Below are 22,402 nucleotides of genomic sequence, written 5' to 3'. Positions count from 1 at the left end.
TCGGGGTCTATGCGATTTCCTGTGCAGGGTTGCCGCCGTACCGGGCGCCTTCCGGCACTTGGCTCCCCTTCATCAAGAAGGAGTCGGCCTCCAGCACCGAACCATCGCCCATGACGACGTCGTAATGCAGGTAGATACCGATCCCCACTGTGACTTCGCGGCCGATAGTGATGGCGTCCAATTTGAAGACGCCGTCCTCCATCGAGTGACACTGCACGATGCTGTGGGCGTTGAGCGTCGTGTCGTCGCCAATACTGACCAGAGTCTTCTCCGGAATGGTGCAGCCGTCGTCGAAGACCCGTCTGCCCATCCGCACGCCCTGCAGGCGCCAGAACAAGGGCTTGAACGGGGTCCCATCCAAGAAAGGCAGCGGATAAGTAATGAACTTCCAGAACCGTTCGTGCCGCCAGAACTTCACGTCATAGACCGAACACATCATCGGACTCAGCGGTTTGAATCCCTGGGCGGCCCGCTCGAGCACGATCAAGAAGGCGATCATGAAGGTGAAGAAACTGACGGTGCCCACATAGAGCCCGAGTCCCTCAACGTCCGGGAATAAGGTAAGCGCGAGCGAGGCCGACAGCAGGCCGGCGAGGACGAGAGCCCACCGGCTGAGCAGGTACAGCCCAATCGTCACTGCATTGTGCCAGTTCTTGGCCGGCAACCTGCGGGCGATCTCGTCCCGGCTGTCTATCTTGAGGAACGCTGCGTCTCGATCGACCGTTCGTGGAATCTCGAATGCCGGTGAACCCAGCAGACCGACATCCCGGCGCACCTCGCCGTGGATAGGGACCATGGCTTTTGTGGCGAAGAGAATGTTGTCGCCGGCACGGGCACTGGCGGGATACGGAACGTCATTGCCGAAGAAATTCTTCGCCCCGATTTTCACCTCGGAGACACGGAAGGACGTGCCCGAGTACTCGGCGTTCATGATCGACAGGCCGTCTGAAACCATGGTCCCGGATCCCACTGTGGTCAGGTATGGATTCTCATGGGTGAGTTCGGGACCGAAGTTCGATCCGGTCTGCTCCAGGTTGGGTTGTTTATAACCCAGTAGTCGGAGGTAGTGCACGACCAGGGAGCTGTCCGCGGTGATATGCATGAATTGGAAGACATTGGTCATCCGGAAGATTGCCCGGTGGACCGCATAGCGTAGGCCATATAGAGGGTAGGTCTGCCCCGGCTTGATCAAGAGGTTGAGCAGCCGAGGAAGCGTCAGCACCCCGACCAAAGCGGTAAGCAGGCCGCCGAACAGCAAGACGAACGAGACCAGCACCAGATCGGCGTAGAACCGCGGGTTCGAATAGTTCAGATGCCCGGTTTGCAGATAGGCCGGCACGAGCTGCGCGATGGCAAACAGACCCAGTGGGCTGAACAGCACCGTGTTGTTGATCAGGACGAAGGCACTGTAGATTACCCGCCGGCGCAGGCTGCTCCGCAGCGGCTCCACCACCCGGTAGTTTACGTCGGTCGGCATGGCAGGTGATCCATGCCAGCTTTCGCCTGGGGGCACGGACTGCAGTCGCTGCAGCGAGGACGAGTGCCCTAACTGCGCCCCGTCACCCATCGCGGAGCCGATATCCAGGACGCACTTCTCGCTTACCTGAACGTCCTTGCCGAGCGTGACCCTCCCCGTCTGAATCCATCCGTTATGGGCGCGATAGCAAAGGTACCGCGTGTCCTTGTTGATCACAGTCCCCTCGCCGATCGTCAACAGATCGGTACACACTGGAATCGTGGGAGTCAGGATGGTGACGTTGGAGCCGATCTTGGCGCCCAGCAAACGCAGATAGAACGGAAGGATGGGAGTGCCGATAAAGAAGACCATCGGGTTGATTCTGAGCAGGACCCGGACGAACCAGAATCGGACATATGACAGACTCCAGATACGGATGTTCTGTTCTTCCCACCGCCCAATGATCATCCATTTAAGCAGGATCGGGACGATGGCGAGGGCGAAAAAGACGCTGGCCCCGAAGATGACCGCACGTCCCCAGACTTCCAGGACACCGGCCCCTGCAGCGACCCAGGTATAACCGACCACCATCGCGGTCATGAAGGCATATGAGTAGCCGATGGTGAACACGGCCTGCAGAAAACCGCAGAGCACGATGTCGAAAGTGGTGGCCCGCCTTCGTTTGGGCCGGGGACGTGGTTCGTGTTCCGCCCATACGTCGGCGGTGGCCGGAGCTGCGATTGCCGCAGCTAGACCTCGAATCGTCGGATGCTCGTAGATGTCCTGGACGCCGACCGGTGGCAGGTCGGAGTTTTTGCGCAGCGCGGCGGAGAAGTGCGCAATCAGCAGGGAGTTCGCCCCGAGGTTGTCGAAGATGTGAGCCTCGACGGAGACGCGTCCCATTCCCAGCACGGCAGCAAGCTGCTCGGCCAGAGCCGCCTCGATATCCGTGGTGGGCTCAGAGTACTCGGCGTCGACTGAAGCGCTCACCCGGTGGCTGGGCGTCGGCAGGTTCTTCCGGTCGGCTTTGTCGCTGGGCAGCATCGGCATGGTCTCAAGCTGCTCGTAGAAGGCCGGGATCATGTAGCTCGGCAGCCGGTCGCGGAGCTCCTCCCTGATCAGCTGCGGCGCGAGATCGGAGACGCCGTTGCGCAACGTATAGAACGCGGCGAGCTCTGTCATCCCCGGTGCTGATTCATGCGTCGCGACCACTGCCTGCGCGATCCCGGGGACTTGCAGGAGCACCGATTCAATCTCGGACAGCTCAATCCGGTATCCGCGGATCTTGACCTGGGTGTCGATCCGGCCGTAGTACTCGATCAACCCGTCGTCCGTGATGCGGCCAAGGTCGCCGCTGCGGTAGATGCGTCCGGAGGGGTTGTTCGGAATGCCCATGAAGTCGGGGATGAAGACTGCATTCGTCTTCTCGGGATGGTTCATGTACCCGACTGCGAGTCCGATCCCGGCGATGCCGATCTCACCCATCTCGCCCCGCGGCAGGGCCCGTGGCTTCTCGGGATCCAGGATCATGGTCGTGTAGGTCGGCAGGGGCTGACCGAGGGTAATGGGCTTGTTGGGGTGCATGACGTCCCACGTGGCGGTCACTGTCGCTTCGGTAGGTCCGTAGACATTGAGGAATCGCCGGCCCGGCCGGTGCCAGCGCTCGGCCAGATCGCGCGGGCAGGCTTCACCGGAGACGAGCAGGAAACGCAGGCCGGGGAGCTCATCCTCCAGCGTGGCCAGCAGGGTTGGTACACAACACATCGCGGAAATACGGTTGTCGGTTACGAAGCGTCCCAGGTCCGCTCCGAGCAGGCTCTTCGAACTCGGCTTGGGCACCAGCGTCGCTCCGACCATCCACGGCACCCACATCTCCTCGACCGAGAAGTCGAAGGCGATCGTCAGCCCCTGATAGACACGGTCGTCGCTCTGATATCCGTAGACCTCGGCGGCGACGCGGACGAAGTTGCAAATGCTGGAGTGTTCGATGCCCACCCCCTTGGGGCGGCCGGTGGACCCCGAAGTATAGATGACGTAGGCCAAGTCCTCGACCGGTTCGGGCTTCTCGATGTCCGTGAGTCGGGAGCCAGGCAGACCCGCCACGTCCGTGGCGGCCGCGTCCAAAGCCAGAGCGCGGCAGCAGACTTCCGGCAAGAGACTGGTCAGGTGGCTCTGGGTCAGCACGCGGCTGGTCCCGGAGTCCTCCATGATGTATCCCATCCGGTCCGTGGGGAACCCGGCGTCCAACGGAACATACGCCGCCTGAATCTTCAGCACCGCCAGCATCGCGACATAGGACCACACCGCGCTGTCGAACAGCAGCGCAATGCGGTCGCCGGCCTGTGCGCCGTCGGCCAGCAAATGACGGGCCAGCTGATTGGCCTGCGCGTCCAGCTGATCGTAGGTCAACGTCGAGTCCCCGGAGTCGACCGCCAACTGGCCTGATCGGCCATCGCGGCGTAACGAGTCGCATTGGCTCTCGAAGAGCGTTTCCAGACGCTCACCCGGTGACCACCGCACACTCTGGTGGTGCGAGGACTGCAGCAGCAACTGGTCCAAAGTAGCTGGCACCGTCTCATGAACTGCGTCAGTTGCGCGTGCCGAAGGGTCCGAGAGCACCTCATACGGCGCTGCGCTGAACTTTGACTCGCTGAGTTCGACGCTCCGTCCGGCGAGTTTGACATGCTCGTCGGCCCGGCCGGCAGAGACCTGGCCTTCACGGTCGCGTGCAGGATAGGAATTATCAGCCAGAGCCATCGGTACCTCTCGTTTTACTGTGCTTTCGGTGTCTGGGGGGGGGCGTGTCTCGGTTAGGGGCCGGCTGAGGTGGTTTTTGACCGCGGGAACGGGCCAGCACGAGCAGGGCGTCCAAGCGTCCGCCTTCCCTTCCAGCCGAATGTCATGGAAATTCCCTTTGCCCCGTTGACGCGGCCGCCTGAACACGAACAGGGGACGTGTGTCTGGCGTGCGGATCGGCCGCCACTTCCTCCTCCGGCGGCGTTAGACCAAAAGCGATCTGGAGCGCGCGGACAGCATCGGCAAGCTGATTGGCAGGCGTCACAGCCGCGATGCACAGTTCCGAAATTGAGATGATTTCCGGACTGATTCCGGCGTCGGCCAGCGCTTGGAAAAATGTGCTGAAGGCAGTGGGGGAAGAGCGCATCCCAAGTCCGGTGAGCGAGACCTTGCCTACTTCGTCGTTGTGGTGGAGGGCTTCGAATCCGATGCGGCTCTGGGCCGCGTCCAGAGCCGCAATCGCTGCCGGCACCTCCGCGGACGGAAGGGTAAAAGTGATATCGGCGAGTTCGGTGCTGGCATCTCGCGGGTTTTGGGCGAGCATTTCAATGCTCAGTCCCGCTGCGGCGAGGTCCTGAAGGAGCCGTGCGGCGGTCCTGGAGCAGTCTGGGATACCAGCGACGGTGACTTGTGCTGCAGAGTTGACGCTTGCCACGTTCGAAACCAGAGTCTGTTCGCCTGCCTGCGCCTCCGAATGGTGCTGGTCGAGACTGGGCAGAATCATTGTGCCCTGCTTTTGCGCGAACGAGGATCGGACATGAATCGGAACGCCGAAGCGGCGAGCGTACTCGATGCATCGGAGGTGGAGAACCTTTGCTCCCGAGGCTGCGAACTCAAGCATTTCCTCGCTGGCGAGCACATCGATCTTGCGGGCATTGGGAACGATCCGCGGATCCGCCGTGTAGATACCGTCGACATCCGTATAGACCTCACAGACGCTTGCGCCTAGTGCTGCGGCGAGCGCGACGGCGGTCAGGTCCGAGCCTCCCCTCCCGAGAGTGGTGACCGTCTTCCCTTTGCGGCTCCTGCCCTGGAAACCTGCCACGACGGCGATCTGACCGTTCTTCAGGCAGGCGCGGATCCGGCGCGGGTCGACATCGACAATGCGGGCTTTGCCATGGAAGTCGTCGGTAATGAGGCCCGCCGCGCTTCCTGTGAATGTCCGAACATCGGCTCCCAGATCCGCCAACGCGATCGCCAGCAAGGCCGCGGAAACGAGTTCACCGGTCGTCAATAAGGTGTCGAGCTCCCGGGCAGGCGGATGAGGCGAAACACTGGCCGCGAGATCCAACAAGTCGTCGGTGGCGTCGCCCATAGCGGAGACCACCGCTACTACCTGATGTCCAGATGCCTGTGTCTCGGCCACCCGCTGAGCAACGCGCCGAATACCTGCGGCATCCGCCACCGATGAGCCGCCGTACTTCTGCACTATGACATTCTTCGAGTGTCCCGCCGTGCCCACCGCTGGCGGCAGTATGTCTAGCGGCAGTGGCCCATCGATCGTCGGGGCGCTGTGCTGCTGGGCGAATGCGTCGTTCGCCATGCGGACAATAGCTTCATCCAGGCGCTTGAAGTTGTTCACCCTGACCCCATCTCTTGGACTGCCGCTACAACTCCGGCCTGTTCTCCTGGTGCATCCGGCGCGCTATCCGCCGCTTGCCAATGTGTGCTCGGACCCGACGTGCTGACCGCCTACTGCAGAACTGAGCTGGACGCCGGTGGCTCAAGGACTTCCCCGCCGAAGTCACTTGATAGTTCTTCGGGCCGTTCACAGCTAACCGAGCGGACCGCCCCTGCGAGAAGGTCGAGCCCGCGGGCCATGTTCTCCGCGCTGATCGTCAGCGCCGGCATGACTTTGACCACTTCTCCCTCCGGTCCGGAGGTTTCTACCAGCAAGCCGCGGGCGAAGGATTCGGCGGCAATTTTTCGTGCCATTGTCCGGTCCGGAAAATAGAGGCCGGCCAGGAGCCCTCGGCCGCGGACGCGAGCGCCTTCTATGCCGGCCGCCAGCGTTGCCAGAGCTGCGTGCAGCTGTACGGCCCGGGCGGCGATCTGTTGCTCGAATCCGCGGCCGTTCCAGAAATGCTCCAGCGCAGCAGTCCCGGTCACGAAGGCCGGGTTATGGCCTCGGAATGTGCCGTTGTGCTCCCCGGGCTGCCAGATGTCCAGTTCGGGCTTGAGCAGCGTAATGGCCAGCGGAAGCCCGAAACCGGAAAGCGACTTGGACAGGCAGACAATGTCGGGACGGATGCCTGCTTCCTCGAAACTGAAAAACGTGCCGGTACGCCCGCACCCGGCTTGAACATCGTCCACAATGAGAAGGACACCGTGCTGTTGACAGATATCAGCGAGCCGGCGCAACCAAGCTCCACTGGCTGCCCTGAGCCCTCCCTCGCCCTGAACCGTCTCCACAATGACTGCGGCGGGTTTGTCCAGCCCGGATCCGCTGTCCTCCAATGAGCGCTGCAGCCACAGCAAATCTTCCGTCTGCCGGTCAAGATAGCCATCATAAGGAATGCTGGAGGCGTTGTTGAGCGGAACTCCTGCCCCCTGGCGTTTCATGGAATTGCCGGTTACCGCCAGTGCGCCGAGGGTCATCCCGTGAAACGCGTTGGTGAAGCTCAGCACCTGATGCCGGCCAGTCACCTTGCGAGCCAGTTTCAGCGCCGCTTCAACACTGTTCGTTCCGGTGGGACCGGTGAACATGACCTTATAGTCCATCCCGCGCGGTACTAGGATCAGTTCCAAGAACGTCTCTAAGAATCGCCGCTTCGCCGTCGTCTTCATATCGAGCGAATGAACTACCGAGCCCGAGCGCAAGTACGTGATCAGCGGTTCCAGCAGGAGCGGATTATTGTGCCCATAGTTGAGTGCTCCGGCGCCTGAGAAAAAATCCAGATACTCTGTGCCGTCCTCGCTGTACAACGAGTCCCCGGCAGCATGGTCGAAAACAGTGTCCCAGCCCCGGCTGTAGCTGCGGACCTCGGACTCCAGGGATGCAAAAATATCCGTCATTTTCTCTTCCTTAGGGGTCGCTGGCTGCTCCGGACGCATCTCCTCGGAGCGGGGCAATGAAGTGAACACGACCCTAGGGAGCAGACCTTTGGAAAATGTTGGGGATAGTCTGTAGATGCGGCCCAGGCATTCGGGCAGGGCAAGGGGGTGGAGCCGTTCTCTGGCCATGGGTTTTTATTGCCCCCGGCAGACCGCTCGTCGTGGTCGTTGGGTTGCTGCCTAGGGATGGGATTTACGCTGGCGCCGAAGAATGCGGCGAACTATGGTTTCTGGATCGCTGATGTGCACTTCTCTGAGCTCGCCTCCGCCGGTGCTGATGGGGGCGAAGAGTACCTGGACCAGACGCTGCGAACGGCGCCAGGAATCGGAGAACTGGGTCTAAAATGGTGCCGAACAATTAGTGCGGGCTTATTGTTCCGTGTCCGGGTCCACGAGGGCGCTGGAGGCATCGAGAAAGACCTCGCGGTTCACGCCCATGACAATTCTGTCGCCGGGCACGGCCGTCTTCAGGAAGCGGGTGACGATGGCCAGGTCGGTGGAAAGGCAGCCCCAGGATTCGCTCATGCCCGCGTGCAGGAAGATTGCGTAGGACAGGCCGGGCTCCGGCTCCATATCCGGCAGCCGGTTGTAGTTGATAACAGCGGCCTGTTCGTAAAGACCTATCTCCATCAGCTCCCAGAGATTTTCGTCCGGCCAAGCGCCTCTGCCTTCGAAGTACCGGTTGTGATGCTCGCCCGGACGTCCGCCCCAGCGGGAGAATTCGTTGAGCTCGTGGTATTCCAATGCCGTCCCGGGATCCTTGCGGCCAAAGGCCTCGGTCACCGTGTAGGACCCGGTGGGTGTCTCCAGCGAATCCACCAGCACGTCGCCGGACCGCCCGAACCCCGCGCTGCCCGTGAAGCCGGTTGCTTCCCATTCCTGGACATAGCCGCCCGGCACCTGCACGCAGCTGGTGAGAACAACCTTGGTCTCCTGGTACCGGTCTGCAATGGCAAAGGTGACCCGTTCCGCATCCCCGGTCTCGAACGCAACCAGCCCTTCGCCCAGGCTGTGGCAGGGACCGTCTACGGCTGCCGACGGCGGAGCTGCCGCCGGCGTGGCGGGGCCGCGGAAGTTTGCAGGCGAAGAACAGGCAGCGAGGGCGCAAACCGCCGCCATCCCCATCCCCATCAGTGTTTTGCGAGTTCCCATCGTGCCCATCTTCGCAACAGACTTAGCTACCTAGTTACACATTTGGGTAAGAAGCCGCGGTTTTCACGCCCTCCGGTACGAAACCAAGTAGTGCGCGCCTCTGGCGCCGGTAGGTGAAACCTGCAAGCGAGTAGCTCGGCCTGCAGAACTCCGGTACCCACTACGCACTACAAAACGGTTACGGCTTCGTAGTGTCAGGGACATGGGGGAATTCAGCGTGGGCAAGGTTCGATGCAAAGTTGCGCCTCGAAGCGATTGCACGAGCGCGCCTTGTTGGGCAGCTGCCGGATCGTTCGCTGATGCGTCGAATCCACGCTGACACCATGTTCTGCCAGTAACATCCGGCTTTCACTCAAGCCATAGCCGGCGCTCCGGTGAGCCTAGATGCCCGGTGCGCCTTAAGCAGTCCTTTGCCGCCATGCCTGTCGGGTCGCGCCGGGCAGGCAGGGCTGCGGGGAAAACAACTTTATGGGGGATCTTTTGGACTTGTCATACAGTCCTGCAACAACCGGGGATATCGCAGAAGGCGTTGCAGACAGGCACACGCACCACCGAATACACAACGATGAACGGCCCGGGGGCCGGCACGGCTTCGGCCCCGATGCCGCCATCTTTCCCCGCCGGGCTGCCACAGACGAGCGCACCCTGGTCGACATCATCCAGTCGACCATCGCGGCCTATCCCGCGGCACCGGCGATCGACGACGGCGAACGATGCCTCACCTACGCAACGCTCGGCTTGCATATTGATGAGATAGCGCGGCGACTCTGGGCCGCGGACATCGGAGCGGGGGACCGCGTCGGGGTCAGGGTGCCGTCCGGATCCGTTGACCTCTACATCGCCATCCTGGGGATCCTGGTTTCCGGTGCGGCCTACGTGCCGGTGGACGCGGACGAGCCGGATGAACGGGCCGAAACCGTCTGGGCCGAAGCCGCGGTGTGCGCCGTCGTCGGTGAAGGGTTGTCGATCACGCCGATGCCGGGCGTGCAGACTCTCGGCAACAGCCCGCAGCCGCACCCCGACGACGACGCCTGGATCATCTTTACCTCGGGCTCCACCGGCAAGCCGAAGGGGGTGGCCATCCAGCACCGATCGGCGGCTGCGTGGGCCGATGCGGAGGCGGAAATGTTCCTGCCGAAGCGCCCGCTCACCCGCGGAGACAGGGTGCTGGCGGGGCTGTCCGTGGCCTTCGACGCCTCCTGTGAAGAGATGTGGCTGGCCTGGCGCAACGGTGCCTGCCTGGTTCCGGCACCCCGCTCCCTGGTCCGTTCCGGTGGGGATCTGGGGCCGTGGCTGGCAGAGCGGGACGTCACCGTGGTTTCCACCGTGCCCACGCTGGCGGCAATGTGGCCGGCCGAGGCGCTGGAGAATATCCGGCTGCTGATTTTCGGCGGCGAAGCCTGCCCGGCGGAACTGGTGGCGCGGCTTGCCGGCCCCAACCGCGAGGTCTGGAATACCTACGGTCCCACCGAGGCGACGGTGATCGCCTGCGGCGCGGCGCTGGATGGCAGCGGGCCGGTGCGGATCGGCCTGCCGCTGCGCGGGTGGGAGCTGGCGGTGGTGGACCCGGACGGCAACCCGGTCAGCTGGGGCGAGGAAGGCGAGCTGATCATCGGCGGCGTGGGGCTGGGCCGCTACCTCGACCCGGCGAAGGACGCCGAAAAGTACGCTCCGATGGACACGCTCGGCTGGGAACGCGCCTACCGCAGCGGTGACCTGGTCCTCGCGGACCGGGACGGGCTGATCTTTGTGGGCCGGGCCGACGAACAGGTCAAACTTGGCGGCAGGCGGGTGGAGCTGGGCGAGATCGATGAAGCCCTCGCCCAGCTTCCGGAGGTGGCGACGGCGGCCGCCGCGGTCCAGTCCACGCCGAGCGGCAACAAGGTGCTTGCCGGCTACCTGGTCCTGGAAGATAGCGGGCAGATTGATCTGGCGGCAGCGCGGGCCCGGCTGCAGGAAATGCTGCCGGCGCAGCTGGTGCCGGCGCTCGGCGTCGTCGACCAACTGCCGGTGAAAACGTCGGGCAAGGTGGACCGCAAGGCGCTGCCCTGGCCACTCCCGGGCAATGGGTCCGAAGGAGCCGGGCATACGCTAACCGGAACGGAAGGCTGGATTGCCGACGCGTGGACCAACCTGCTCGGGCCCGTGCCGCTGACCGGGGAGAGCGATTTCTTCGCCCTGGGCGGGGCCAGTGTCGCTGCGGCCCAACTCGTGGCCACCCTGCGCAGCCGGCACCCCGAAGTGTCCATCGCCGACATCTACGACCGGCCAACGCTGGGCAGCATGGCCGCCTACGTGGATAGTCTCGGGACCAGTACCGCCGCAGAGCGCGATGTCCGGCCCACCCCGTGGTGGACGGGCCTGGTCCAAGCCCCGCTGATCGGTGTGCTCTATTCGATCACCGGGCTCCGGTACGTGACGGGCATCGCCGTCGTCTGCTTCCTGATGTTCAATATTACCGATGCCCCGTGGGTGCCCAATCCACCGCTGCTGCCGCTGCTGGCCGCGTGGGTGGTGCTGTTCACGCTGCCGTTCCGGATGCTTTTCGCCGTGGCCTCGGCCCGGTTGCTGCTGTGGGGTGTCCCGCCTGGTGTTTATGCCCGCGGCGGATGGACGCATCTGCGCTTGTGGGCGGTGGACCGGATTGTGACTTTCTGCAAGCTGGAGCCGATGATGGGTACCCCGATGGCCGGCTGGTATGCGCGGGCCTTGGGCTGCAAGGTCGGCAAGGACGTGCATCTGGATGCAATGCCGCCGGTGACGGGGCTGGCCGAATTCGGCAACGGTGCAACCATCGAATACGAAGTAGACTTGGCCGGACACTGGCTCGACGGCGACCGGCTGCACATCGGCCGGATCCGGATCGGCGAGCGGGCCCGGGTGGGTACCCGCTCGCTCCTGATGAACGACGCCCGCATTGGCGACGGTGCGGAAGTTGACCCGGGGACGTGCGTGAGCGGTCTTGTTCCGGATGGTGAGCGCTGGGCCGGATCGCAGATGGAGCGAGTGGGAACGGCCGGCGATGACTGGCCGGCGGACGCCAACGAGCAAAAGCCCAAGCTTCTCGTCCGGTTGCTGTACCCGCTGGGACTGGCCGGCTTGACGCTGATGCCCATTGCCGCCGTCGTACCCGGTGCTCTGCTGGTGATGTTCGTGATCCGCGGCATCGAGAACCTGAGCGTGGCGCTCTGGACGCTGGCGGCGTGGTCGCCCGTGTTCCTGGTGCTGGCCGTTGTCACCTACCTAGGCATGACTGCCGGGCTGGTGCGCCTGCTGAGCCTGCTGCTGAGGCCCGGCTTCCACTCGCTGCATGGCATCGCGGCCTGGGCGGCCTGGCTATCCAACCTGCTGCTGGCCAAGTCGCTGGTTTCGGTCTATCCGCTCTACGCAAGCCTGCTGACACCGTTCTGGCTGCGGGTACTCGGGGCGAAGGTGGGCAAGCATGTGGAGATCTCCACAATGGAGACGATCCCGCATCTGACCACGTTCGAGAGCCGCTCATTCCTGGCGGACCACTCGATGGTCTCGTCGCCGCGTGCCCGGGGCGGCTGGCTGCACCTCGGTCCGGCCAGCGTGGGGGAGAAGTCCTTTGTGGGTAACTCGGGCATTGTCGGTCCGGACACCCATGTGCCGGATAACTCGCTGATTGCCGTGCTCTCCTCGGCGCCGAAGAACATGCCGTCCTCGTCCAACTGGTTTGGCCGTCCCGCGATGGAACTGCCGCGTCCGGTGGACAATGGTGATTCGGCCCTCACCTACAATCCGCCGCGCCGGCTGCTGGCCGCCCGCGCCGCCGTCGAAGTCTGCCGGTTTCTGCCGGCCGTGATCACGGCTTGGCTGGCACTGGCCACGGTCTGGGTGCTGACGCAGATCTACCTGCAGGCGGGCCTGCTCATGACCGCTGTCCTGTCCGGACCGGTGCTGCTGGCCAGCGCGTTCGCGGCTTGCCTGGTGGCGCTAACGGCCAAGTGGGCACTGGTGGGACAATTCAAGCCGTCCGAACATCCGCTGTGGACCTCTTTCATCTGGCGCAACGAGCTGGCCGACGTCTTCTCCGAATCCCTCGCCGTTCCCGGCCTGATCCGGATGAGTCTGGGCACGCCGATGCTCAACTTCTGGATGCGGCTTATGGGTGCCCGGATTGGCCGGCGGGTCTGGTGCGAGACCTGGTGGCTGCCCGAATTCGACCTGATCAGCATCGGCGACGGCGTCAGCATTAACCGCGGCACCGTGCTCCAGACGCACCTGTTCCACGACCGCATCATGCGCATGGACGAAGTGAAGATGGAAGATTACTCCACCCTGGGGCCCAACAGTGTTGTGCTGCCGGGCAGCCTGGTTGAAACGCAGGCCACGGTGGGACCGGGCTCGCTGGTAATGCGCTCGGAGACCGTCCCCGCCGGCGGAACCTGGGCCGGCAACCCGCTTCGCAACTGGGATCCGGTCCAGGCCCGGCAGCGCCAGCAGTTGCTCGCCGATGCCAGCAATGCCTCAGGCACCGGCCACTCGCAGTAAATCAAATAATCAACAGGGGGAAATTGAAATGACAACCATAGAAAACCTCGAGTTTACGACGCCGGCAGGTTGCGTCTTCGGAAGCGTACTGACGGCCATGGTCACGCCTTTTGATGGATGCGGACGGGTGGACCTGCCGGCAGCCGAAGAGCTGGCACGCTGGCTGACCCGGGATGGCTGGAATGACGGCGTGGTGGTCAACGGCACTACCGGCGAGTCCATCGCCACCTCTGACCACGAGAAGTCCAAGATGATCGGCGCCGCCCGCCGCGCGGTGGCAGGAACCGGGAAAAAGGTCATCGCCGGAGTTGGTTCGGGGGACACCCGGCACAGCATCAAGCTGGCGCAGAACGCAGCCGATTGGGGTGCAGACGGGCTGCTGCTGGTGGCGCCGTACTACTCCCGGCCGTCCCAACGCGGGCTGCTGCGCCACTTCCGGGAGATCGCGGACAGCACCGAACTGCCGGTCATGCTCTACGACATTCCCAAACGGACCGGTGTGGCCATCGAACCGGAAACGCTGGTTGCCGCGGCCCAGCACCCGAACATCGTGGCGGTCAAGGATGCCAAGGGAAACCTCGAAGCCAGTTCCTGGGTAATGCGGGAAGCGCCGCTGGCCTACTATTCGGGCGACGACGCGCTGAACCTGCCGCTGCTGTCCATCGGGGCCGTTGGCTTCGTCTCCGTGGTGGGCCATGTGGTGGGGGACCGGCTTCAGGATCTGTTCCACCTGTACTCGCAGGGACAGATTGACCAGGCCCTCGCCGTGCACCGGGAACTGCTGCCGGTCTACCGCGGCATGTTCCGTGCCCCGGCTGCTGCGTCTGTCAAGGCAGCACTGCAGTCGCTGGACCTGCCCGGCGGCAGCGTCCGGTCCCCGATGGTCGAACTGACCACAGACGAAACCAAGGCACTGCTGGCGGATATGGAGGCTTCCGGTGTTCTACGGACGGTCACTGTTTGACCAGAAGACCGCCACCACGGCAGCTAAGAGGAAGGACCGGATCATTGGGGTAGACGCAGCCCGCGGACTGGCCCTGATCGGCATGATGGCCATCCATATTCTGCCCGGCTGGAACGAGGACGGTGAGCCCACGTTCGCCTGGCAGCTCCTCTCCGGGACCTCGGCCGCGCTGTTCGCGTTCCTGGCCGGGATCTCGCTGGCCTTCGTCTCCGGAGGTGCGCGGGCTGTTGGGGGCCGCACACTGACGGCGGCGAAGGCCTCGCTGGCCGTGCGTGCCCTGATCATCGCGGGTATCGGGCTGCTGATCGGCCTGCTGGACCCGCCTGCCGCGATCATCCTGGCGTACTACGGCATGATGTTCCTGCTGGCCATCCCGCTGCTCGGCCTGAGCCCGAGGATGCTTGGCTTTGCAGCAGTGGGCTTCGCCATCCTGGGGCCGATCCTGATGCAGGCACTGCGCCGGCCGCTGCCGGACCTGGAGGGGTACGACCCCTCATTGAGCTTGCTCTTCAGCGACCCGGGAGGGGTGGTCAGTGCCTTGCTGTTCACCGGCTCTTTCCCGGCCGTTCCGTACATGGCCTACATCTGCGCAGGGCTGGCCATCGGCCGGATGAACCTGCGCTTGCGGGATGTCCAAAAGCGGCTGGTAATCGGCGGAGCCATCCTCGCCGTCGCAACCTGGCTGTTCGCCCTGCTGATGCTCGAGCCGATGGGCGGACGGGAAGCATTGGTCGGGAGTTCCCCCCGGCTAGGCGCCGAGGGAGTGGAAGAGGTCCTGATCTGGGGGCCGGAAATAGGGCTGCCGACCTCCTCCGGATGGTGGTTGACCGTTCTTTCGCCCTACTCATCCACCCCGGTGGAAATCCTGAACACGCTGGGAGTCGCCGCCGTCGTTCTTGGATTGATGTTGTGGGTGGGCAGCAAGGTCATGTGGATCATCACTCCGCTGGCTACGGCCGGTGCCATGACCCTGACTCTGTATTCGGTCCATCTGGTGGTGCTGGCTACCGGATTCCTGGCCCAGCAGCCGCGCCTCTCGCTGGCCATCCAGATTGCCGCCGCTGTGCTGTTCGCGGTGTTGTGGCGCAACGTCACCGGCAGGACGCAGGGCCCGCTGGAACGTGTGGTCGCGCAGGCCTCGGACCGCACGCGTCGGCGCATCCTCGCTTCTGCAGGAACAGTCAGCCCGAACCCCGAACACAAACCGTGAAGAGTTTCGCCGAATCCCGCCCGATGCGGGATACTTTTATCCGTGACCACAGACCGGGAGGCCGCCGGCAAGGCCCTGTATGAAGAGCGCATGAAGCTGCTCGACGGCCTTTGGATGCCGGACGCCCCGCCGTGGGCGGAACTCCCCGAAGACGTCAAGGAACGCTGGCGCACCTATACGGACTGAACCGTTCTCTCCGCAAACGGTGGATTTCCGGGCGGCAACGTCATGCGGGACATGATTTTGCCGCAGCTATGGACGGTTCTTCCTCCGGGGGTACATACTGTGATTCCAAAGGGGTTTATAACGATATGGTGAAGCGCTTGGGGGCAGGTGGCCGCATATCGATTTTGGGGATATTGGGATCGAACCTGCTTCGGAGGAAATCATGGGGAGTCTGCATCCAGCAGCGCGCCGTTTGCTGGCCATTGTGGCTGCATCAGCAACCGCTACGGCCGGAATGGCTTTTCTCGGATCGCCGGCACTGGCCGAGACCGAGGACGACTACATCGTTGTTTTAAAGGACTCCGTTGCCGATGTTGAGGACATTGCGGCGGACCACCACGAGGAATTCGACGTCGAGGAGACCTCGACATACAGCGAGGCAATCTCCGGCTACGCCGCGAGCATGACCGCTGCCGACGCCGAGCAGCTGGGCGACGACCCGGCAGTGGCCTACGTTGCCCTGGACCGACAGTTCACCCTCGCGGCGCAGAAGACGCCGGTCAGCGTGACGCGCACCGGGGCTGATCAGTCCAGTGCCAAAGCCGGCGACGGCGCCGGTGACGTCGACGTCAACATTGCCGTCATCGACACCGGCGTGGACGCGACCCACCCGGACCTCAATGTCCGCGGCGGCGTCGACTGCAGCAGCGGCTCCGCGGTAGACGTACCGGCGCCGGTGGACGTGATGGGCCACGGAACTTCGGTGGCGGGCGTGGCGGCGGCACGCGACAATGATCTGGGCGTGGTGGGCATGGCTCCCGGTGCGCCGATCTGGTCCGTGCGGGTGCTGAGCGACGCCGGGACGATCTCGTTGTCCAGCCTGATCTGCGCGTACGACTGGGTGACCGGGACGCGGACCGATAACGATGCGGACAACGACATCGCCGTCGCCAACGTGAGCATTGCCGGACCCGGGACCGACGACGGCGCCTGCGGCAGCGAGAGCGGCGACCCCATGCATGCGGCGATCTGCCGTTCGGTTGAAGCCGGCGTGACCTATGTGGTGGCGGCCGGCAACGGCGCGACGGATATGGCCGGAGTGGTTCCTGCCGCCTATGACGAGGTACTGACCGCGACGGCGATCGGCGACTTTGACGGCAGGCCCGGCGGGGAGGCATCGCCGGTGTGCCTGGGCCAGGACGTGAGTGCTTATGCGAGCGATGACCGGCCCGCGAGCTTCTCCAACTTCGCAACACAGGGTGACGACCTGGAGCACACCGTCGCCGGCCCAGGAGTGTGTGTTGAAACGACGGCCCGTGGCGGTGGCACAGCTTCCCCGCACGGCACCAGCTTCTCCTCGCCTGCTGTGGCCGGAACGGTGGCGCTCTGCCTGAACCAGGGCACCTGCACCGGATCCGTGGCCGAGGTGATGGACAGCTTCGTGGAGGCGACCGAGCAGTACAACAACGACAACCCCGACCACGGCTACGAGGGGGATCCCCAGCGGCCGGGTTCGATCTACTACGGCCACCTCATCCGCGGCTCGTTGTTCTAACCTGAGGCTGGCCTTGACGGAGGGCACCGGCGCAGGGCAGGAAGGAGAGCCGGAGCGCCGCGAAGGATTGCGGGAGCGGCACCGGAAGCTCTTCGGCTCCGGTGCCTCCCTCGAGCGGCTGGTGTTTTTCAGCGACGCGGTCTTTGCCATCGCCATGACGCTGCTGGTGCTGGAAATCATCATTCCCGAAGGACTGGATCAGGAGCACTTGGGCGCTGCCCTGCTGGCGGCCACGCTGGAGTTCTTCGCCTATGCCGTCAGCTTCGCCGTGATCAGCACCGCCTGGATGAACCACCACCGAAAATTCGTTGTCATCCGGCGTTATGATGCCCGTCTGCAGTGGCTGAACCTGCTTCTGCTGTTCTTCATTGCGGTCCTGCCGATGCCTACCAGTTTCCTGAGCAACTATGGCGGGGAGATTTCACCGTGGCCGGCGGTTCTCTATGCGAGCGTGACGGCGGCCGTTTTTGTCATGCTGAACCTGATCTGGATGCATGCGTGGCGGGCAAAGCTAATGACCGAGGACGTGGACCGGGCTATGTACCGGTACGTGTTCTGGTCCATCCTGCCGGTGCCGCTGGTGTTTGTGCTGAGCATCCCGGTAGCGTTCTTCCACACGGATGCGGCCATGTATATGTGGCTGCTCATCATCCCCGCCGTGGTGATCACCCGCAGAATCGGCAGGAAGGGGGCGGACGCCGTATGACCGGCCCCTGGGAAACGCGAGAACGTCCCTGCCGGTACCGCCGCCCTCGTGGGAGGGACGATCTGGTTCGTCAGGGACGTTCTCGTGAAAAATCAGCCAGGCAGAAGAAAAGCTAGCCCGCCATGAGCCGGAAGCCGATGACCAGGGTGGCGATGCCCAGGATCATCGACGTGGTGATGAGCATGAACCGTGTGGTGAGGTAGCTGGTCATATTGCCCTTGTCGTCCTTGGACCGCGGGTCCTTCCAGACTTGGAGCAGGAACGGCACCCAGGCGATGACGCTCCACAAGCCGGCGAAGACCAGGATCCAGGCCAGGGCAGCAGGTACGTTCACAGTCTGTAAGCCCTATGCCCGGCCGGCGATCCAGGCTTCGGCCTGCTCCGCCTGGATCCGCAGCGCCTTGCCCAGCATCGGCTCGGCCGCAGAGGCGATCTTGCCGCCCAGGAACGGGATGCCGGAGGTGACTTCACCTTCGAGATCCACGCGGGTGGAAGCGCCTTCGGAAACCAGCTTCTGCACCGCGGCCACGTCCACGGGAGCACCGGCAATCTTGACGCCGACGTTAACGGTCCGGGAACCGTCGGCCTCCGGGGCCTGCCACTGCTCGGTCTGCGTCACGTTCAGGAACTCGCCCAGCATCTTGCGCGCGATGTCCGGGAGCCGGGTGGTGGGAATGTTCCGGACCACGGTGAGCGTGAAGGGACCATCGACGTCGCCCTCCTGCTGCACGGAGACCAGGCTGCCGCCGACCATCTCGCTGATGTGGCGGAGGAAGTCCGCGCTGACAAAGGTCTCGGTAACCTCGGCAACAGGGTGGGACAGGTTGGTGGAGGCGCTCAAGGCCATAGGTGGACTCCAAAGATCGGTCTCGGTTGGGATCAGAGTCCATCCTACTGGCTGGCACGGATGTGGCGCCCCCGGTGCTAGCTCGACGGGTCGGCCTCCACTGCGGCGTCCGCAAGATAGTCCGCGACCGCCGTCTCGTTGATCCGGAATGAGTGGCCGATGTGGACGGCCGGCATCTCGCCGGAGTGCACCAGGCGGTACACGGTCATCTTGCTGACATTGAGCCGGGCGGCGACGTCCGATACTGTCAGGAAGTTGCCGATGTCCAGGTTTTGTTCATGTGACATTTTTCCTCCCCAGGAAAGGTAAAGCCACTGTAGGCCTTGGCTGTGGCATGGGTGGCGGAAACACGCTGGTGTTGTCGTTTCGATACCGCGGGTGGCCCGCCGTTACCTGATCGCGTCACAGCTCGCCGGGCTTCCCGGGGGTGAAGAGCCAGGTGTCGAAGAGTTCCGTCAGGTCCTGCCCCGAGTACTGCTCGGCAAACTGGATGAACTGTTTCGTGGAGACAACCTTGCCGGCTTTCCCGGTACTCCAGGCCTTCAGCAGCGGGAAGAATGTCTTGTCGCCGAGCTCCTCGCGCAGTGCGTGCAGCACCATCGCGCCGCGGGCCTGCACCGAGGCGTCGAAGACGCGGTCCGCTCCCGGATCGGAGATGCGCAGGTCCCAGAAGGGATCGTCGTCCGGAATGCCGCCGTAGAATTCGAACGCATCCCGGGCCTTGCCGAGATTCTGTTCCTCATTCCACAGCCACTGCGCGTAGGTGGCGAAACCGTCCGCCAGCCAGGCATCCCGCCACGAGGCGAGCGACAGGCTGCCGCCGAACCACTGGTGCGCGAGTTGGTGCACCATCATCGAGTCGGCGCTGGCCGGATCGTAGAACCAGTCTTCGGAGTAGGTCGGCCGGCTCTGGCTCTCCAAGGCAAACCCCAGACCGTCAATTCCACTAACGACGCCGCCCGCGGCCTCCGCGGGATAGTCACCGAAATTGTCGGCCAGGAAACCGATGATTTCGGGCTGGCGGGCCAGTCCCTTTTCCACCCTGGCGCCAATGGAGACCGGAGTGGAAACGCCCGCTTCCCAGTCATCCTCGTTGCCCGGGCTGCCTTCCGGCGCACCGGGAACGGTCCAGCCTTCCAGCCGGTCCCGGTTGCGGTCGTTCTCGAAGGACGTGGTGCCCTCGTCGGTGGAGACGATGATGTCCTCGATCAGCACGCCGTCGCGCTGGCCGTTGATGTCGCTGGCGTAGGTGATGGAGAGCTCCACGTCCGTGCCCTTGTAGGCGGACAGATCGAACTCCCACTTCTCCCAGCCGTCGCTGGTGCCGCTGGCAGCCCACCACTTACCCGAGGTGCCTTCGGCCGTGCAGCCGCCCTCGCCGTCGTCGGTTTGGTAATGCTTGAGGAACGGGTGCACCTCGTGCCAGGCGGGGCAGGCCAGGCCGGTGTCGGCGGTGGCGTGGCCGGTAGTGTCCTTGAGCGTGGTCCAGTCCTCGGTGCCAGCAGTGCGGGCCTCCACGAACGCGAAGTCCCAGCCCGGTTCCGTATCGCGCTCAAGCCAGAAGGACAGCTCGGCGCCGTCGTTGGGAATGCTGATGGTGCGGCTGAGCCGCTTGTAGGAGGCGTCCGAGGTGTGGGACCAGGCCAGGCCGTTGCCGTTGCGCGGCGTGATGACGGACTTCAGTTCCGGATCCAGCGCGTCCCAGTAGTCGATGCCGTCCTTGGCATAGGAATCGATCTCGAACTCGCCGACGCTCATCGAGGCCAGGTACGCCGGCAGCTGCTCCTTGGCTTCCCACGTCCACGTGGTCCGGCCGCTCTTGGACTTCTTGTCGGTCAGCGCGCCGTTGGCGAGGGCTTCCCAGCCGTCCGGCACGGAGATGTTGTAGGTGTAGGTGGCCTTGTCCCGCGGGTGGTTGTTGGACGGGAACCAGGTGGGCGCAGTCAGCGGGTGGCCGGTGACCGTGGCGCCGGTTTCGGTGTGGATGAAGCCGGCCAGGCCTGGCTCCTTGATGGTTTTGGGTACGCCCGAGTACTTGACGGCCACGGTGAACTTGTCGCCCTTGCGGATATTCTGCGGCGACTGTACCTTCAGTTCGCCGTCCTCCGGAACGGACCAGTAGGCAGAGAGGCCGTTGACCTCGACTGACTCCACCGAGAGACCGCGCAGGTCCAGGTGGAAGGAGGAAAGATCCTGGGCGGCACGGGCGCTGATGGTGGCAATGCCGTCCAGCTTGTCCGTGGGCGGATGGTAGGACAGGTCCAATTGGTAGTGCTTGACGTCGTAGCCGCCGTTGCCGGCCTGCGGGAAGTACTTATCGCCCACGCTCGCCGCGCCGGGCTGGGATTCGAACAACCGCGGATCGGGCGCTGCGAGGGCAGCAGTTCCCGGCAGGACAGTCAGGCCCGCGGCCAACGATGCCGCAACGGCCACCGCGATGCCGGTCCGGCGCCATACTGCCGGCCCGGTTGGTTCCGTGCCTGACCTGGATCTGAAACTCATGCTGCCCCCTGAAACAGCGCTGTCGGTGTCTCTACCGTGCGCTGCTTCTGCAAGTGGTGTCAATGAATACGGTGGGTGCAGTTGTTACTGCGCTCCGGTGCCATTCTTCGTCCCGGTGCTTGGGAAAAAGTTATGTTGCAACGTTTACGTTGCGGTGGCACGCGCACCCCTGTATCTCGTCAGCGGAGATGGGTAATCTGGCTATAAGGAATACCGTTCAGGGGCGACATTGTCCGCGGCTCTATGGCAAGGTTGCTTCCGCGTCGAGGGAGATGCATTGCAATGAATGCAGAATGGTTCTTAGTCGGAGGAGCGTGGCTTTTCGGCCTGGTGTTGCTGATGGTTGTGGTGCTGCTGGCTGTCATGGTGGTGCGGGCCTTTGTGACCACCACCCGTGGCGGGCAGGAGCCGTACCTGTTGACCCCGGCAGCAACGCATCATGCGCCGCCGCCCCGAAGCGTGGCACGGCAGATCCTGGACCAGAGGCTGGCCCACGGCCAGATCACGTTGGACGAATACCAGGAGCGGCTGCGGGTCCTCGGCGAAAGCAGCAACGTGTAGCCCGTCGGGTCAGTCCTGGTTTCCGGTGCCCTTGATCTGCAGCAGCCGGGCGGCATCCCGCTGGGCCGATTCTTCCTCCGGGCTCAGCACCGAACCGGAAATGTGCGGCGGGGCCGCCATCAAGCGTCTCAGTTCTGCGGGGGAGTAGGCCACGGGCGTGCGTTGGTGCGCCATCACGTGGCAGTTGGCGCAGAGCGGTACCAGATCGGTCAGCGGATCCAGCTGATAGTCCGCGCCCTGTTCGGCGGCCGGAACGATGTGGTGGACCTGGATGTAGTCTTTGCCGAGCCCGCCGTAGGCCGCTGCGAAATTGAAACCGCAGGCCGCGCAGCTGGATCCGTGGTGGCGGATGCAGGCCGTTCTCGCCTGCGGACCGACTTCGTACCGGTTGGCGGAAACCTTCAGCAGGGCCTCATCCGGAAGCGCACCCGGCACGGCCAGCGTCGGCTCAAACTGCGACGGCCCTGCATAATCGGCCCAGACATCGCGCAGCGCGGGAAGTTCGGCGGGCGGGATAGGCTCGCCCCAGCCGCGGACCGAGTCCCACGGCATGCCGGGAACGCGGCTGGCCAGCTCGTCGCGGGGAACATGTTCGCCCTGGCGCAGGAGGGCGTCGAAAACGACGTCGACGGCGGAGCCTGGTTGGGGGTCCGCGTTGCCATGCCCGGAAGCCCCGTCCGGTCCCACCACGCCATGGCCGATCAGTCCGCGGTCCTTCCCGCCGGTGAGCAGCAGCCACACCTCGGCGCCCGGGGAAGTCTCTGCCTGCCAAACGGGATCCTGAGGAAAGCCAAGGCTCCAGTTGGTCCGGAACCCGCCGGTTTCGGCGACAAGCTCCACTACCTCGGGGAAGGCCGGTTGCCAAGCATCCCAATCGGCAGGATCCCAGCCGAGGACGATCGCGTTCATGGGTTCCTCC

The 22,402-nt window shown here is 64.0% G+C and carries 16 protein-coding genes; 7 read left to right on the top strand and 9 right to left on the bottom strand.

Annotation, left to right across the window (positions count from 1 at the left end; all coding sequences use genetic code 11):
* Positions 1-7 precede the first annotated feature (7 nt).
* The 4 genes from B0G38_RS03125 to B0G38_RS03110 all read right to left on the bottom strand — a co-directional run bounded on the left by B0G38_RS03125 (position 8) and on the right by B0G38_RS03110 (position 8,458).
* Positions 8-4,213 carry a Pls/PosA family non-ribosomal peptide synthetase gene (locus B0G38_RS03125; protein ID WP_264668095.1) on the bottom strand — a complete coding sequence of 1,402 codons (4,206 nt, stop codon included), beginning with the start codon at positions 4,211-4,213 and terminating at the stop codon, positions 8-10.
* 142 nt (positions 4,214-4,355) lie between these two features.
* Complete coding sequence (locus B0G38_RS03120; protein WP_264668094.1) at positions 4,356-5,834, bottom strand: aspartate kinase; 1,479 nt, start codon at positions 5,832-5,834, stop codon at positions 4,356-4,358.
* Positions 5,835-5,944: 110 nt separating this feature from the next.
* A complete protein-coding gene (gene ectB, locus B0G38_RS03115) occupies positions 5,945-7,267 on the bottom strand; it encodes a diaminobutyrate--2-oxoglutarate transaminase (protein ID WP_264668093.1) in 1,323 nt (440 codons plus the stop codon).
* A gap of 408 nt (positions 7,268-7,675) precedes the next feature.
* On the bottom strand, positions 7,676-8,458 hold the full coding sequence (locus B0G38_RS03110; RefSeq protein ID WP_264668092.1) for a hypothetical protein: 783 nt from the start codon (positions 8,456-8,458) through the stop codon (positions 7,676-7,678).
* 480 nt (positions 8,459-8,938) lie between these two features.
* On the opposite strand from B0G38_RS03110, the gene B0G38_RS03105 reads away from it, so the two are divergent.
* From B0G38_RS03105 to B0G38_RS03080, 6 genes are all read left to right on the top strand, one after another.
* Entirely contained in the window at positions 8,939-12,973 is a 4,035-nt protein-coding gene (locus B0G38_RS03105; RefSeq protein ID WP_264668091.1) for a Pls/PosA family non-ribosomal peptide synthetase, read from the top strand.
* A gap of 28 nt (positions 12,974-13,001) precedes the next feature.
* The gene (gene dapA, locus B0G38_RS03100) at positions 13,002-13,937 is read left to right on the top strand and encodes a 4-hydroxy-tetrahydrodipicolinate synthase (RefSeq protein ID WP_264668090.1); all 936 of its coding nucleotides are present in this window, start codon (positions 13,002-13,004) and stop codon (positions 13,935-13,937) included.
* Positions 13,912-15,147 (top strand): DUF1624 domain-containing protein, encoded by a 1,236-nt coding sequence (locus B0G38_RS03095; protein ID WP_264668089.1) that lies wholly within the window; start codon positions 13,912-13,914, stop codon positions 15,145-15,147. The genes dapA and B0G38_RS03095 overlap by 26 nt, the downstream gene beginning before the upstream one ends.
* A gap of 42 nt (positions 15,148-15,189) precedes the next feature.
* On the top strand, positions 15,190-15,333 hold the full coding sequence (locus B0G38_RS03090) for a hypothetical protein (protein WP_264668088.1): 144 nt from the start codon (positions 15,190-15,192) through the stop codon (positions 15,331-15,333).
* Between the two features lie 202 nt (positions 15,334-15,535).
* Positions 15,536-16,867, top strand: a complete 1,332-nt coding sequence (locus B0G38_RS03085; protein ID WP_264668087.1) for a S8 family peptidase — start codon at positions 15,536-15,538, stop codon at positions 16,865-16,867.
* Between the two features lie 13 nt (positions 16,868-16,880).
* Positions 16,881-17,573 (top strand): TMEM175 family protein, encoded by a 693-nt coding sequence (locus B0G38_RS03080; RefSeq protein ID WP_264668086.1) that lies wholly within the window; start codon positions 16,881-16,883, stop codon positions 17,571-17,573.
* Positions 17,574-17,685: 112 nt separating this feature from the next.
* Here the strand turns inward: B0G38_RS03080 and B0G38_RS03075 are convergent, their stop codons facing one another.
* The 4 genes from B0G38_RS03075 to B0G38_RS03060 all read right to left on the bottom strand — a co-directional run bounded on the left by B0G38_RS03075 (position 17,686) and on the right by B0G38_RS03060 (position 20,922).
* On the bottom strand, positions 17,686-17,907 hold the full coding sequence (locus B0G38_RS03075; RefSeq protein WP_169995062.1) for an SCO4848 family membrane protein: 222 nt from the start codon (positions 17,905-17,907) through the stop codon (positions 17,686-17,688).
* 12 nt (positions 17,908-17,919) lie between these two features.
* Positions 17,920-18,420, bottom strand: coding sequence for a DUF2505 domain-containing protein (locus B0G38_RS03070; protein ID WP_264668085.1), 501 nt, complete (start codon positions 18,418-18,420; stop codon positions 17,920-17,922).
* 77 nt (positions 18,421-18,497) lie between these two features.
* Positions 18,498-18,707 (bottom strand): helix-turn-helix domain-containing protein, encoded by a 210-nt coding sequence (locus tag B0G38_RS03065; protein ID WP_169995058.1) that lies wholly within the window; start codon positions 18,705-18,707, stop codon positions 18,498-18,500.
* A 115-nt stretch (positions 18,708-18,822) separates the two neighbouring features.
* Positions 18,823-20,922, bottom strand: coding sequence for a M1 family aminopeptidase (locus tag B0G38_RS03060; RefSeq protein ID WP_264668084.1), 2,100 nt, complete (start codon positions 20,920-20,922; stop codon positions 18,823-18,825).
* A gap of 282 nt (positions 20,923-21,204) precedes the next feature.
* On the opposite strand from B0G38_RS03060, the gene B0G38_RS03055 reads away from it, so the two are divergent.
* Positions 21,205-21,483 (top strand): DUF1707 domain-containing protein, encoded by a 279-nt coding sequence (locus B0G38_RS03055; RefSeq protein ID WP_264668083.1) that lies wholly within the window; start codon positions 21,205-21,207, stop codon positions 21,481-21,483.
* A gap of 9 nt (positions 21,484-21,492) precedes the next feature.
* On the opposite strand, the gene B0G38_RS03050 is transcribed toward B0G38_RS03055, so the two are convergent.
* The gene (locus B0G38_RS03050) at positions 21,493-22,392 is read right to left on the bottom strand and encodes an HNH endonuclease (protein ID WP_264668082.1); all 900 of its coding nucleotides are present in this window, start codon (positions 22,390-22,392) and stop codon (positions 21,493-21,495) included.
* Positions 22,393-22,402: the final 10 nt, after the last annotated feature.

It is taken from the genome of Crystallibacter permensis, assembly GCF_025960875.1.
Classification (GTDB): Bacteria; Actinomycetota; Actinomycetes; order Actinomycetales; family Micrococcaceae; genus Crystallibacter; species Crystallibacter permensis.
Note: the sequence above shows the minus strand (reverse complement) of the source record. Positions and strands in the feature narration are given on the sequence as shown.